Source organism: Bradyrhizobium tropiciagri, from assembly GCF_001189845.1.
GTDB classification, from domain to species: domain Bacteria; phylum Pseudomonadota; class Alphaproteobacteria; order Rhizobiales; family Xanthobacteraceae; genus Bradyrhizobium; species Bradyrhizobium tropiciagri.
In genome coordinates, this window is the sequence record NZ_LFLZ01000042.1 from 46730 (window position 1) to 59354 (window position 12625).

Consider the following 12625-nt stretch of genomic DNA (forward strand, 5'->3'; position numbering starts at 1 on the left):
CGGGCACGGTGTTCTTCGACGGCGCATCGAGCCGCCGGCGCGTCGTCGCGCTCAGACTGTCCGATGCGCTGGAGATCAGGGAAGGCGGCGAACTGCTCGCGCGCTGGGCGTTTGCCGACATCCGCCGTGCCGACAGCCCGTCCGGCCTGCTGCGGCTGAGCTGCCTGACGGCGCCGGCGTTGGCGCGGCTCGAGGTCCGCGACGCGCAGCTGATCGCCGCGCTGGTCGCGCGCTGCGACAAGCTCGAGCAGGACCGGCCGAACCGCAGGGGCGTCGCCGGCATCGTCGGCTGGTCGCTCGCGGCCGCGGTGTCGATCGTGCTGGTGGTGCTGTTCGGCGTGCCGCTCGCCGCCGAGCGGCTGACGCCGCTGGTGCCTGATTCCTTCGAGCGCCGCCTCGGCGATGTCGCGGAGGCGCAGGTCAAGGTGGTGTTCGACGGCAAGCCGTGCAGCAAGGCGGCGGGACAAGCGGCTTTCGAGAAGCTGATCGGCAAGCTGCGGGAAACCGCGGGCCTCGACAATTCGGTGCAGTCGGGCGTGATGGCGACGCCGGTGCCGAACGCCTTCGCGCTGCCCGGCGGCAAGGTCTACCTGTTCGAGGGGCTGCTGGAGAAGGCCGAGAATCCCGACGAGATTGCCGGCGTCCTGGCGCATGAGCTCGGCCATCTCCGCCACCGCGACAGCATGCGCGAGCTGATCCACAATGGCGGCACCTCGTTCCTGATCGGCTTGTTGTTCGGCGACATCACCGGCTCCGGCGCGCTGATCTTCGCCTCGCGCCAACTGGTGACGTCGTCCTATTCGCGCGACGCCGAGACCAACGCCGATACGTTCGCGATCGAGACCATGCACAAGCTCGGCCGCCCGGCGAAGCCGATGGGCGAACTGATGTTCCGCGTCACCGGCAAGGAAGGCGGCAAGGGACTCTCGCTCGTCGCAAGCCATCCGCTGACCGAGGATCGCCTCGAACGCATGGAGAGAGCGGACTCAGACACTCTGACGATCGGCAAGCCACTGCTGTCGGCCGCCGAATGGCAGGCGCTGAAGGGCGTGTGCGCATCGGGCAAGACGTGAGGCGAGGGAATTTCGACGCTGGAGCGATCCCATGCCGCGTGACGACAGATACTGGTTTCCCGCCAAGCGCTACGGCTGGGGCTGGGGGCCGCCGAACAACTGGCAGGGCTGGGCGGTCCTCGCCGGCTTTGTGGCGCTGGTCGCCGTCGCCGCCGCGCTGGTCCTCCCGCACGCGCCGGTCCGCTTCATCGCCTACGTTGTCGTGCTGAGCGCCTTGCTCACCACCATCTGCTGGTGGAAGGGCGAGCCGCCGCGCTGGCGATGGGGCGGCGACTAGCCCATCCCGGGCGCTTATTTGACCAGTCGAAACTTGCCGCCTTCGACCTTGATCAGGAACGCGGAGCGCTCGTCATAGCCGTTGTGGTCGCTCGGGCTCATGGTCGAGAGGCCGTTGTTCAGATAGACGTCCTTGCCGCGCTCGAGCTCGTCGCGCAGCGCGGCGCGGAATTCCGGCGTGCCGGGCTTTGCGGACTTCAGCGCATTCGCCGCCGCCCGCTTGAACAGCGTGACCGCGTCCCACAGATGCGCGCCGAAGATGTTCGGCTTTTGCCCGTTGGCCTTCTCATAGGCCGACACGAACTCGTCGCGCGCCTGGCGGAACGGATCGCTCGCCGGCAGATCGTCGGCGATGGTGAAGGCCTCGCCGGTGAAGACAGCACCCTCGACATTGGCCCCGCCGAGCTTGATGAATTCCTCCGACGCGACGCCGTGGGTCTGGAAGATCTTGCCGGCATAACCTCTGCTGCGTAGCGCCTCCTGCGGCAGCACGGCCGGCGTGCCGGCGGAGACGATGAACACCGCCTCCGGGTTGGTCGCGATCACCTTCAGCGCCTGGCCCATCGCGCTGGTGTCCGAACGCGCATAGACCTCATGCGTCGTGACGGTGAGGCCGAGCGTCGGCGCCAGCCGCGACACCTCCTTGTAGTAGCCTTCGCCATAGCCGTCGGAGACGCCGATATAGCCGAGCGTCTTGATGCCGGATTTGGCGATGTATTTCAGGATCGCCGCCGCCATCAGGTCGTCGTTGGGCACCACCTTGAACGCCCAGCGGCGGCGCTCGTCCATCGGCTGCACGATCGCGGTCGCCGCCGCGAGCGAGATGATCGGCGTCTTGGCTTCGAAGGCGACGTCGAGCATCGGCATGGTCACGGGGGTGAGCGAGGAGCCGATCAGGATGTCGACGCCGTCCTGGATCACGAGGCGCCGCGCATTCTGCGTGCCCTTGGTGGGATCGGACTCGTCGTCGAGCGCGATATAGGTGACCTTCTCGCCGCCGATCTCCTTCGGCAGCGCAGCGATGGTGCGCATCTGCGGCTGGCCGAGCGCCGAGCCCGGTCCGGATCCCGACACCACGACGCCGACCTTGATGTCGCGCGGGCGTCCGGCGCGACCAGCATCGCGCCTGCCAGTACCCAGAGTCCGGCCATGGCCAGCTTCATTGCAAATCCTCCCAGCATGCTCTTTTTTGTATAACGCGGCCGATGATAGCCGACCGGCGTCCGGTTGCGCATCATATCGATTCCGCCGGATGCGTCTGTCCCCCTGATTGGGGACACTCGATTGGGACGCCGGATCGATCGCCGGAATTGCCGCGTTGCAAACCCGTCCTGAAACTTCGCGTTTACCACTTCCCTAAAGGCCGTGAGAACCAGTTTCCCTAATCGGGCGGCAACGACCTCCTGCTATTGATGGACGGGAAAAGGGAGTACGAACCATGTTCAGCATCGTTCGGATCCTGGTCTTGATCGCATGTGCGCATGCGGGATCCGCGTACGCGGAAATGCCGTCTGACGGCTCGCGGCCTTTGCAAGCAGTCCACGTCCACGCAGTCGATGCCGATGCGTGAACCTCATCCGATCGCGCCCGAGCACGCGCGCGCCATCTGCGACGAGATTGGCGAGAGACTGCGCTATGCCCTGCGCGGCGATTACGCCGATCTGCCGCCGAGGCTGCGCGAGCTCATGGACGAACTGTTCCTGCAGGATTGCGAGGCGCCGTCGCTGGTGCCTACCATGGCGGAGATGGCGCGGCCTCTGGTCGTTGCCGCCTAGAGCATGATGAATCTGGATCGAATCGCCTTGGCCGCCTGTGCACTTCACCTCTCCCCAATCGGGTAAGGGGACGAAATCGGCCCGGCCGGCTTCAATCCTCGCATAGGAGACGCCAATGACTCTGCGCACGATTTTCGCAGCATGTTCGATCGCAGCTCTTGGAGTTCTGACGATGGCATCCGACGTGCTGGGCCAGAAGCAATCTTTCAAAGAGCAACTGGTGGGGACCTGGACCCTGGTCTCCTGGGAGCAGAAGAGGGCCGACGGTGCCAGGCTGGAGCATTACGGAAAAGCTCCGAAGGGCATCGCCTTCTTCGATGCGGATGGACGGTACATCATCACGGTCATGAAGTCGGACCGCGCCAGGTACGCAAGCAATGCCCTCAGGCAGGGCACCTCTGAAGAATACAAGGAAACTGCCGAGGGCACGATAACCTACTTCGGGACCTATTCGGCGAACGAGGCCGACAGCAGCATCTCGATTCACGTCGAGGGCAGCTCCTTTCCGAACTGGAATGGTTCAGATCAAAAGCGCTTTGTCGCGATTATGGGAAATCAACTGACGCTGACTGTTCGTCCCCCGGGTGGTGATGTCGTTGAAGTGATTTGGACACGGGCAAAGTGATCGAGCCGGGTGGATCCGCTTCTGAACCCAAAGCGGACTTGCCGTCGGTCGTCTCCGGTCCGCCATCGAGACCAAGGCCGGAGAGTTTCTGCCGCGTCACACGTTCTTCGCGACCTTCCGCGTCCGTGTCGGTCCGGCGCCGGCGATTGCCGGCTTGATATTCCACACCGCGCGCACGGCGGCGAAGGCGTGGGCGATCACCGGCTCCTGGCGGCGGGCGGCGAGGCTGACGAAGGAGAGATCGCAGGTCAGCTTCACCTTGTCGGCAACCACGAACTGATGCGGGCGCGCCATCCGCGGCGCCAGCACGCTGTCGCGCGCGAGGCTGAGGCAGAGACCGGATTCGACGAAGTCGATCATCGCCTCTTCCTGGTCGGTGTAGCCGACGCGCTTCGGCAAGGCGCCGAGCGGCCGGAAAATGTCATCGAGCAGCCGCCGGTGACCGGAATGCGGCGGTGTTGCGAGCCAGGGCAGCTCGGCGAGCTCCGCCCAGCCCTTGCCGATGACGCGGTCCCGCCAGCCGATCGGCGCGATCACGCGGTAGTCGTAGCAGAGCAGCGGCGCCAGCTGGTAGCGGCCGTCGGCAATGGTTCGTTCGGCGAAGCTGTGATGGATGAGCTGCTCCTGCGGCGTGGCGTCGACATAATAGCCGACGTCGAGTTCGCCCCTGCCGATCTGCGCCAGCACGTCGTCGCTGACGCCATGGCGCAGGAAAACCTCGGTGCGCTGCGAGGACATCGCAAGGCTGCGCACGAACGGTCCGAGCCGGGTGAATTCGGGATCGAGGATGGTGCCGACGCGCAGCGTGCCGCGCTGGGCCTCGTTCAGCGAATCCGCCATTGCCTTGAAGTCGGATGCCGCCGCCACCGCCCGGTGCGCCAGCGGCAGCAACGCGGCGCCGGCCTCGGTCAGCGTGAAGCCGCTGGGTGTGCGGTTGAACAGCTGCAGTCCGGTGCTTTCCTCGAGCGCCTTGAGTTGCAGGCTGACCGCCGGCTGGGTCAGTTTCAGCATCGCTGCAGCGCGCGATACAGTGCCCTCACGGGCAACCGTGATGAAGCAACGCAAGGCCTGGGTACGGGGAAGCTCGGTCATCGCGTGTGCTTATAGCACACTTTTTCGAACTGCATCCGACTTGCGTCGTGCATTGTCATATAATGATAATGCAACCAATACGAGAAGTCAGGATGGCAGCCAGGCCACCATGCCTTCGGTGCGCGCGCGCACCTCCGGAGAGGCGAGGCAGGTCGCAACCGCTTCATAGCCCACCGCGCCGGGAATAGGCCTGACGCAGATCGGCAGGCTGTGATTGGCGGGGCACAGGATGATCGCTTCATCGTCGCCGACGGCGTCGAGGTCCAGGATCGCGCTGGAGCGCGTCAGGAAGAACAGCGGCCGCGCCTGCGGTCCACGACGGCGCAGATGCGCGATCACCGCCTCCTGGCTGGCCGCATCGAGCCCCTGCTCGAGCATGTCGATCACTGGGATAGCGCCGTCGCCGGCCTCGAGCCATGCGAGCAGGGTGGTGAGCGCGGCAGAGTCCACGGCGCCATCTGCCAGCAGGACGGCAAGGCTCGCTTCGACCCTTGCCTTGTGCGCCGGGTAGGCATCGAGGCGCGCACGAACGGCCGCGCCGCCATCGGCTGCACGGTCCAGTCCCACGAAGGTCGCGCCGGGCAGCGCTTCGGCGAGCCGCTGCGCGAGGCGCGTCTTGCCGCTGCCGAGCGGGCCGACGATGTAGTTCAGCAATTTGATATCGCGCAGCTCGAAGCGCTCGCCGCCCCACGGCCATGGCAGATCGAATGCGACGCCGATCGCCGGCCGCGCCCTGACCGCACCGATCAGCTCGTGCGTCGCGGGCATTTTGCCGCAGCCGAGGTCGGTGCGCAGCCGGCGCACCCGGGCGATGCTGTCGCCGCATTGGCGGATGCGTGCTTCGAGCGTGGCCTCGTGCGCGGCCAGCACCCGGCCGAGGATGGCGGCGTCGCCGCTCAGGATTCGCGCCACTTCACCGACACCGAGGCCGAGCGCGCGCAGCTCGACGATCTCGGCGCAGCGGGCCATCTCGGCCGGACCATAGGCACGCCATCCCGCCGGCGTGCGGCCGGGCGCGATCAGGCCGCGCTCCTCGTAGAGGCGCAGCGCTTTGGCCGAGATGCCGAGCTGCCTTGCAGCTTCGGACGGGCTGAGGAAACGGGCAGCAGGAGCATTCATCGAATCACCTCGCGTCGTCTGACCGCACCTCTATGGAGGCGGCCGCAGGGGCCAGGTCAAGCGGGGAGGGGGACGATTCCGCATCCTGCTCAGTAAGGTGAGCACGCTGCACAGGCTCCCTCTCCCCTTGCAAGGGGGGAGGGAGCCCTGCCGCCGGCGCTCACCTCACGTGCCAATCACTGAGTTGCCTGAGCGAGGCCCTGTATGCGAATGTTTGATCCATCAACCGTGCAACATTCTCGGTGTCGTCCCTGCCTAGTGCGCAATTGCGCACGGGAGCAGGGACCCATAACCACGAATGGCTGTTGGTGAACGATGCTGGTACGACGAGTCCCTCCCACAACATCCGCCCTGGAGTATGGGTCCCTGCTTTCGCCAGGACGACGGCGGTGTTTCTGGCGAGCGCCATGCACCGATTCCAGCCACCCTCACTCCAGATGGTTCACCTTCGCCACCCAGGCGCGGACGTCGGTGAGCACGTCGGGCAGCGCGGCCTTGACCTCCTGCACGGTCATGCCGGGCTTGATGCGGGGGTCGTAGAGCAGATTGAGCAGATATTGGTCGTAGACGTCGAAGAAGCCCATCGAGACGCTGTCGTTGAACATGGTCCACGGCACGGTTGCGGTGTCGTTGATCGGGCCGAGCGACTGCAGCAGCTCCTCATAGGCGCAGTCGAGGAAGACGAAATCGCCATTGTCGACGGTGAGGATGACGTCGGAATGCTCGATCTCGTAGTTCTCGTTCTTGCGGAAGCCGGACAGGCATTGCGGGTCGAGCGAGGCGCGGATCTCCTTGGCGCGCTCCTGCCCGTAGTAGGTTGCGATCGTCCGGTAGAGCTCGCGGTCGCGCACCATCTTGACCACGACATTGGCCGCGTCGTGGCTGTCGGTCATCGCGATGTCGAGATGCTGCACCTTGCTGCGGATGTCGGCGACGACCTTGGCGAGCTGGGCCTTGCGGTCGGCGCGGTTGCCGTCGGCAAACACGCGCACCGCCCTGTCGTATTTGCGGATGCGGTCGACCCGTCCGGCGAGATGATATTCCGCGCCGAACGCGGTCTTCAGGAAACCCTCGACGATCTCGGCGTCGGTGAACTCCTTCTTCTCGTTGCGCTGGCGCGCGACGATGGCCGGCACCTCGGCGGCGGCAGGCACGGGGATCTCAGTGAGGCAAGCGGCGAGCGTTGCGGCGAGAAGGAGCAGGATCGAAGGGCGGTGCTGGGACATTACGACAACGCTGCCGCAAGGTGTGCGGCAGCGCAAGGCGAGATCGGCGAACTTGCCGGATGGCGGCGCCTGATTCCGTTGAAATCGTCGCGATCAGTTCTTCACAACGACGGTGGCGCCGACCGAGACCCGATTATAGAGGTCGGTGACGTCGTCATTGGTCATGCGGAAGCAGCCCGACGAGACCGCCTGGCCGATCGTCTCCGGCTCGTTCGAGCCGTGGATGCGGTACAGCGTGGAGCCGAGATACATCGCGCGCGCACCGAGCGGGTTCTCGACACCGCCGTTCATGTGGCGCGGCAAATCGGGGCGGCGGCGCAGCATCTGCGACGGCGGCGTCCACGACGGCCATTCCTTCTTGGCGGAGATGCGGTGGACGCCGCTCCAGCGGAAGCCGTCGCGGCCGACGCCGATGCCGTAGCGCAGCGCCTGGCCATTCGCCATGACCAGATAGAGCCTCCGCTCGGCGGTGCTTATCACGATGGTGCCGGGGGCGTAGTTGGTCGGGAAGCTGACGGTGGTGCGCGGGATCGGGCTCGAGCCGCCGCCGCCGAAGAAGCTCGGGAAGTCGGACTGGTAGCCCCGGGAATCGAAGAACTGGGCCTGGGCCTGGCCGGCACCTGCCAGGATCGTGAGCGCGGCAAACATCAAGGCAATCGGGCGCATGGTCGTCCCCCTCGCGAACAATCAAATATGTGCTCAGACAGGCCACAATTGCCGGCGTTTCGCAAGCGACGAAGCCGTGACTTTATGCACTTTCGGACGACACGGTTTAAAAAGGCAACAGACCGCAGGCGATACCTGCATTGTCCGGTCAAACCTTTGACGAAGCGGATGAAGAATGGTTGATCTGGTTCAATCTAAAGAAACGTCTTTGGCGGGAGCGAGAGCATGAACGGTGCGGAAAGTCTGGTACGGACATTGGTCGCGGGCGGCGTGGATGTCTGTTTTACCAATCCGGGCACCTCGGAGATGCATTTCGTCGCGGCGCTGGACAAGGTGCCGGGCATGCGCTGCGTGCTCGGCCTGTTCGAAGGCGTGGTGACCGGCGCGGCCGACGGCTATTTCCGCATGAAGGGAACACCGGCTTCGACGCTGCTGCATCTCGGGCCCGGCCTCGCCAACGGCCTTGCCAATCTGCACAACGCCAAGAAGGCGCATTCCGGCATCGTCAACATCGTCGGCCAGCACGCGACTTACCACATCGGCTACAACGCGCCGCTGACATCAGATATCGAGGGCCTGGCGCGGCCGATGTCGTCCTGGGTGCGCACGTCGCCGGATGCCAAGTCGGTCGCGGCCGACGGCGCGGCGGCGATCGCCGCAGCCAAGAGCGCGCCGCCCCAGATCGCAACGCTGATCCTGCCGGCCGACACCGCCTGGAACGAGGCCGACGGCGTCGCTGAAGTGCCTGTCGACACCCAGCGTCCGAGCTACTCGCCGCAGGCGGTCGACACCGCGGCGAGGATCCTGCACGGCGATGCCGCGCACACGCTGCTGCTGGTCACCGGCAGCGCGCTGACCGAGCACGGGCTGGCGCTCGCCGAGCGCATCGCCGGCAAGACCGGCTGCACCGTGATGGGCCAGACCTATCACCCGCGGATGGCGCGCGGCCGCGGCCGTTTCTCGATCAACCGCATCCCCTATGTGATCGAGCAGGCGCTGCCGATCCTGAAGAATTTCCGTCACATTGTCCTGGTCGAGGCCAACGATCCCGTGGCGTTCTTCGCCTATCCGAACAAGCCGAGCATGCTGAAGGCGGAAGGCTGCGAGGTGCATCGCATGACCGCCTGGGGCGAGAATTCGGTCGCTGCCCTCGAGGCGCTTGCCAATGCGCTGCATGCGACGGCGCACGACGTCAAGCCGCAGCAGCATCCGGAACTGGTCAAGCCGACCGGCGCGCTCAACCACTCGACGATCGCGCAGGCGATCGCCTGCGCGATCCCCGACAACGCCATCATGGTCGATGAATCCGTCACCACCGGCCGCGGTTTCTTTCCGCCGACGGCGGGGGCTGCGCCGCACGACTGGTTGCAGAACATGGGCGGCTCGATCGGCTTCTCGACGCCGGTGGCGACCGGCGCCGCGGTTGCCTGCCCGGACCGCAAGGTGATCTGCATGGTCGGCGACGGCAGCGCGATGTACACGATCCAGTCGCTGTGGACGCAGGCGCGCGAGGGGCTCAACGTCGTGACCATCGTGTTCGCCAACCGCATCTACCAGATCCTGCGTGGCGAGTTCGACGGCGTCGGCGCCGGCGAGCCGGGCAAGCGGGCGCAGGACATGCTGAAGATCGATCGGCCGACGCTCGATTTCGTCGCGCTCGCAAAGGGCATGGGCGTGCCGGCGGTGGCGGTCACGTCAGCGGATGAGTTCAACAAGGCGTTGGCGAATGCCGTTGCCGAGCCGGGACCGCAGCTGATCGAAGTGCAGATGTAGCAGGGCAGTCTTCAACGGCCGCGGTGGCGGTCTAAAGCGGGATGAATTCTTGATTGGAGCAGCTTGGTGCAGTCCCGGTCCACCTCTCCCCGCCGGGGAGAGGTCGGATTGCGCCTGGCGATGCGAAGCATCGTCCAGTGCAATCCGGGTGAGGGCTCTTGCTCTCTCGATAGACCGTCACCCCTCACCCGATTTGCTGCGCAAATCGACCTCTCCCAAGGGAGAGGTGAACTTGCGACGCCACTCCAGCTCAACCTAGTCTCATCAGGGTCCAGTCCAGTCGGAGGCGCCAATGCAGACCGAGCTGAACAAGGTGATCGCCGCCGTGCAGGAGTTTTACGCGCAGGAGACCTTCCTGCTGGAGCGCGATCTCGGCGAGCGAACGCTTACTCACCGGCTGGCGGTCTATGTCGAGCGGCAGTTCTCCGGCTGGCAGGTCGACTGCAACTACGATCGGCTCGGCGAGCGCACGCTGCGGCTGCCGCGCGGCTCGGGCAGCTCGACCGATGACCATCTCGGCAAGTCGATCTATCCCGATATCGTCGTGCATCAGCGCGATATCCCGAACAATCTCCTGGCCATCGAGCTGCGCAAGGACAGCAATCACCAGCCGCTCGAGCACGATCAGCGCAAGCTCCAGGCTCTGACCGATCCTAACGTGTGGTTTGCCTATGCGATGGGCGTGCTGGTGATCGTCGGACAGGACGGCGTGAGCTTTTCCGAAGTCTATACCGGCGGCGCGATCGACAGCGCCGCGTCGCGCTGGTTTGCCGAGCGCGTGCAAGAGAGCGGGCTCGCGGCACGGCACGACGATGGCGCTCAGCATTAAGCCTATCGACGATTCTCGCTGCGGATCGCGGTGATAGCCCGTTTGGATCATGCGTCGCCGCTGCACGCACGGCAGAACAGAAGGTGCGGGAGGTGGAGCAATTCCTGGAGCCGGTGGTCAATTTTCAGAACGATCCGATGGCGGTGCGGATTATCGGCTCTGCGCCTCTTTCGCTCCCTCTCCCGCACTTCAATTCGCTGGCCCAGCTCTCACTGGTCCAAGCTCTACTGTTTCAAGCCGGCGGCGCAGCTGAATGCGACGCCAAAGGCCGAGGCAGCATCCGCACCGGGACAGTAAAAAGGCCGCCTTCGGGCGGCCTTTTCCGTTTCGTCTTCTCCGCGATCGCGGTGTGCGATTGTTTCCGTTTATTGCTTGGTCGCATCGTCGCCGGTCGCGGCGGCGCCGCCGGACTTGGTTTTCGATTTCTTTGCGGTCTTCTTCGCTTTCTTCTTTGGCGCCATCTTGGTCGCCTCGCCCTTGGCCGCCGTGTCGCCGCTTTGCGCGGCGGGGGCGGTGGTGCCGCCTGCCTTGTCCTGCGCGAGTGCGGCGGACGAGACGAAGGCGAGGGCGGTGGCGGCGAGGATCAGTGTTCGCATCGGATGGTTCTCCCAAGTTGGTTTCCGGCGCCCCTCAACGGGACAGAATGTCGCAGGTTCCGCGACGCCGATCAGCAGTCCGTGAGCTCAGCGTGAACGGCGCGACCGGTTGCGATGTGGGCGGAACCTGGAACCGGGAACTGCGTTATGCCGCTGGGCAGGAGTTCCGAGGAGAGACGCCATGCGCTGGCGGTCAATGACGGAAACCACCAACACGGTGCTCGACACCGCCCCGGAGAACACATTCTACGCGGTGGGCTGGACGGTCAGCGGCGTGGCGACGCTCGCCACCATCGTGGCGGTGTGGATGTTCGGGATCTGAGGGCGAATGATCGCCGCGGGCAACCGGTTTGCCACCGCCGGCGGAGAGCTGGGCTCGCGCCCAGGCGCCTACTTTCGCAGGATGACCAGCGCTTCCCGATAGAGCTGCGAGAAACACACCAGGAGCGCGCTCGACAACACGAACATGGCCATGCTGTCGTAATCGGCGGCGGTCGGCCAGGCGAACTCGAAATAGGGCGGCATGAACGCCCACCAGACGATCGGAAGCGTGATGATCGTGGCGAAGGCGCCGGCCGGCGCGCCGCCCATCAGGCCGGCGATCAGGATCGCCGGCACGAAGCCCGCGAAATAGAATTGCATGCCGAAGCTTGCGAACATTTCCTGCGTCGCGCTGGCGAGCACCACGGCGAGCAGCGCGACGACGAACGTCGGCAAGGACCAGGGCCGCAGCTTCAGAATGTAGTCGTTGCCCTTGCGCATCGAGACTTCCCGGCCTCCGCGAGTTCCGGGAAGGTAGCCGAGGAGGCCTGCAAACAAAACCCCGTAGGACTCCGAGGAGGGGGTGTTCTGTTCGATACAGTGAAAAGGAACCGGCCCGGTCAAGCCCCTGCCGCATTGTCGCGCTTATTGCACCGCGGCAGAGTGATTGTGGGACAGCACAATGCTGGAATTTCTGATTGTCGTTCTCGTCACCGGGATCGGGTTCGTAGCCGGGTACGGCGTCCGCGAGCTGATCTCGCGCCGGAGACGGCGGTCGCCTCCGCGCGTGCGCGCGCCGCGGCTTCGGGCCGCGAATGACGACGTGTCCGCCCGCGGCTGGTATCGACCAACCGGCCCACAACCCGCCGATCACGCCACCCCGCCATCCGACGAACTCGACGGCGCCGTGCGCGACCTGCTCGGCGAACTCAGCCGACGCACCGCCAACCCGTCACCCGCCCCGCACCGCCGCCGCCAGTAAGCCGGAATGCCGGCCGCATCGCACGCGCATCGGCCACTTTGCATGGGGTTGTTTTCGACATTTTGGATGAGGCGGTCCCGAAGGGCGCCTGAATGTCGACAATCGTCCGCACCCGGCGATTCAGGAAGGGGAATGGTGGACGCACAAGGGATCGAACCTTGGACCTCTCCCGTGTGAACCACAATCCGTAGATCCACACTGATCCCACCCGGCCATAGTGTTGTCGAAATAATTCAATCTATTACAGTGTCTTATGGTCGTTTTGACCTCAAGGGACCATAAGCGGCCATACTGCATTTTGTGTGCCCCCGTTGTGCCCGCCGCAGATTTTC

General features: G+C 65.2%; 15 protein-coding genes. 8 read left to right on the plus strand and 7 right to left on the minus strand.

Going from position 1 to position 12625, the window contains the following annotated elements; genetic code table 11:
* Positions 1-8 precede the first annotated feature (8 nt).
* On the plus strand, positions 9-1073 hold the full coding sequence (locus AKN84_RS28175) for a M48 family metallopeptidase (protein ID WP_244485536.1): 1065 nt from the start codon (positions 9-11) through the stop codon (positions 1071-1073).
* Positions 1074-1104: 31 nt separating this feature from the next.
* Complete coding sequence (locus AKN84_RS28180; protein ID WP_050423807.1) at positions 1105-1350, plus strand: hypothetical protein; 246 nt, start codon at positions 1105-1107, stop codon at positions 1348-1350.
* A 14-nt stretch (positions 1351-1364) separates the two neighbouring features.
* On the opposite strand, the gene AKN84_RS28185 is transcribed toward AKN84_RS28180, so the two are convergent.
* Positions 1365-2426: an ABC transporter substrate-binding protein gene (locus tag AKN84_RS28185; protein ID WP_430649939.1), complete on the minus strand. Its 1062-nt coding sequence runs from the start codon at positions 2424-2426 to the stop codon at positions 1365-1367.
* Between the two features lie 485 nt (positions 2427-2911).
* Between AKN84_RS28185 and AKN84_RS28190 the strand changes: the two genes are divergently transcribed.
* Both AKN84_RS28190 and AKN84_RS28195 read left to right on the plus strand, forming a co-directional pair.
* Positions 2912-3124, plus strand: a complete 213-nt coding sequence (locus AKN84_RS28190) for a hypothetical protein (protein ID WP_050423831.1) — start codon at positions 2912-2914, stop codon at positions 3122-3124.
* 115 nt (positions 3125-3239) lie between these two features.
* A complete protein-coding gene (locus tag AKN84_RS28195; protein WP_128971232.1) occupies positions 3240-3749 on the plus strand; it encodes a lipocalin-like domain-containing protein in 510 nt (169 codons plus the stop codon).
* 96 nt (positions 3750-3845) lie between these two features.
* Here AKN84_RS28195 and AKN84_RS28200 read toward each other — a convergent pair whose 3' ends face one another.
* The 4 genes from AKN84_RS28200 to AKN84_RS28215 all read right to left on the minus strand — a co-directional run bounded on the left by AKN84_RS28200 (position 3846) and on the right by AKN84_RS28215 (position 7852).
* Positions 3846-4841 carry a LysR family transcriptional regulator gene (locus tag AKN84_RS28200; RefSeq protein ID WP_050423809.1) on the minus strand — a complete coding sequence of 332 codons (996 nt, stop codon included), beginning with the start codon at positions 4839-4841 and terminating at the stop codon, positions 3846-3848.
* Between the two features lie 87 nt (positions 4842-4928).
* Complete coding sequence (locus AKN84_RS28205; protein ID WP_050423810.1) at positions 4929-5960, minus strand: MerR family transcriptional regulator; 1032 nt, start codon at positions 5958-5960, stop codon at positions 4929-4931.
* 428 nt (positions 5961-6388) lie between these two features.
* Complete coding sequence (locus tag AKN84_RS28210; protein WP_050423811.1) at positions 6389-7186, minus strand: DUF2927 domain-containing protein; 798 nt, start codon at positions 7184-7186, stop codon at positions 6389-6391.
* A 93-nt stretch (positions 7187-7279) separates the two neighbouring features.
* The gene (locus AKN84_RS28215) at positions 7280-7852 is read right to left on the minus strand and encodes a L,D-transpeptidase (protein ID WP_050423812.1); all 573 of its coding nucleotides are present in this window, start codon (positions 7850-7852) and stop codon (positions 7280-7282) included.
* A gap of 225 nt (positions 7853-8077) precedes the next feature.
* Here AKN84_RS28215 and AKN84_RS28220 point away from each other — a divergent pair, with 225 nt between their 5' ends.
* Both AKN84_RS28220 and AKN84_RS28225 read left to right on the plus strand, forming a co-directional pair.
* Positions 8078-9625 carry an acetolactate synthase large subunit gene (locus tag AKN84_RS28220; RefSeq protein ID WP_050423813.1) on the plus strand — a complete coding sequence of 516 codons (1548 nt, stop codon included), beginning with the start codon at positions 8078-8080 and terminating at the stop codon, positions 9623-9625.
* Positions 9626-9917: 292 nt separating this feature from the next.
* Positions 9918-10454, plus strand: a complete 537-nt coding sequence (locus AKN84_RS28225; protein WP_050423814.1) for a hypothetical protein — start codon at positions 9918-9920, stop codon at positions 10452-10454.
* Between the two features lie 365 nt (positions 10455-10819).
* Here AKN84_RS28225 and AKN84_RS28230 read toward each other — a convergent pair whose 3' ends face one another.
* Positions 10820-11050 (minus strand): hypothetical protein, encoded by a 231-nt coding sequence (locus tag AKN84_RS28230; protein ID WP_050423815.1) that lies wholly within the window; start codon positions 11048-11050, stop codon positions 10820-10822.
* A 181-nt stretch (positions 11051-11231) separates the two neighbouring features.
* Between AKN84_RS28230 and AKN84_RS47490 the strand changes: the two genes are divergently transcribed.
* Positions 11232-11372, plus strand: coding sequence for a hypothetical protein (locus tag AKN84_RS47490; protein WP_157863344.1), 141 nt, complete (start codon positions 11232-11234; stop codon positions 11370-11372).
* Between the two features lie 68 nt (positions 11373-11440).
* Here AKN84_RS47490 and AKN84_RS28235 read toward each other — a convergent pair whose 3' ends face one another.
* Positions 11441-11812 (minus strand): DUF4118 domain-containing protein, encoded by a 372-nt coding sequence (locus AKN84_RS28235; protein WP_050423816.1) that lies wholly within the window; start codon positions 11810-11812, stop codon positions 11441-11443.
* A gap of 181 nt (positions 11813-11993) precedes the next feature.
* On the opposite strand from AKN84_RS28235, the gene AKN84_RS28240 reads away from it, so the two are divergent.
* Entirely contained in the window at positions 11994-12293 is a 300-nt protein-coding gene (locus AKN84_RS28240) for a hypothetical protein (protein WP_050423817.1), read from the plus strand.
* Positions 12294-12625: the final 332 nt, after the last annotated feature.

Coding starts and splice junctions, on each gene's coding strand:
- AKN84_RS28180 (WP_050423807.1), top strand. CDS start 1,105: ATGCCGCGTGACGACAGATACTGGTTTCCCGCCAAGCGCTACGGCTGG.
- AKN84_RS28190 (WP_050423831.1), top strand. CDS start 2,912: ATGCGTGAACCTCATCCGATCGCGCCCGAGCACGCGCGCGCCATCTGC.
- AKN84_RS28195 (WP_128971232.1), top strand. CDS start 3,240: ATGACTCTGCGCACGATTTTCGCAGCATGTTCGATCGCAGCTCTTGGA.
- AKN84_RS28200 (WP_050423809.1), bottom strand. CDS start 4,841: ATGACCGAGCTTCCCCGTACCCAGGCCTTGCGTTGCTTCATCACGGTT.
- AKN84_RS28205 (WP_050423810.1), bottom strand. CDS start 5,960: ATGAATGCTCCTGCTGCCCGTTTCCTCAGCCCGTCCGAAGCTGCAAGG.
- AKN84_RS28210 (WP_050423811.1), bottom strand. CDS start 7,186: ATGTCCCAGCACCGCCCTTCGATCCTGCTCCTTCTCGCCGCAACGCTC.
- AKN84_RS28215 (WP_050423812.1), bottom strand. CDS start 7,852: ATGCGCCCGATTGCCTTGATGTTTGCCGCGCTCACGATCCTGGCAGGT.
- AKN84_RS28220 (WP_050423813.1), top strand. CDS start 8,078: ATGAACGGTGCGGAAAGTCTGGTACGGACATTGGTCGCGGGCGGCGTG.
- AKN84_RS28225 (WP_050423814.1), top strand. CDS start 9,918: ATGCAGACCGAGCTGAACAAGGTGATCGCCGCCGTGCAGGAGTTTTAC.
- AKN84_RS28230 (WP_050423815.1), bottom strand. CDS start 11,050: ATGCGAACACTGATCCTCGCCGCCACCGCCCTCGCCTTCGTCTCGTCC.
- AKN84_RS47490 (WP_157863344.1), top strand. CDS start 11,232: ATGCGCTGGCGGTCAATGACGGAAACCACCAACACGGTGCTCGACACC.
- AKN84_RS28235 (WP_050423816.1), bottom strand. CDS start 11,812: ATGCGCAAGGGCAACGACTACATTCTGAAGCTGCGGCCCTGGTCCTTG.
- AKN84_RS28240 (WP_050423817.1), top strand. CDS start 11,994: ATGCTGGAATTTCTGATTGTCGTTCTCGTCACCGGGATCGGGTTCGTA.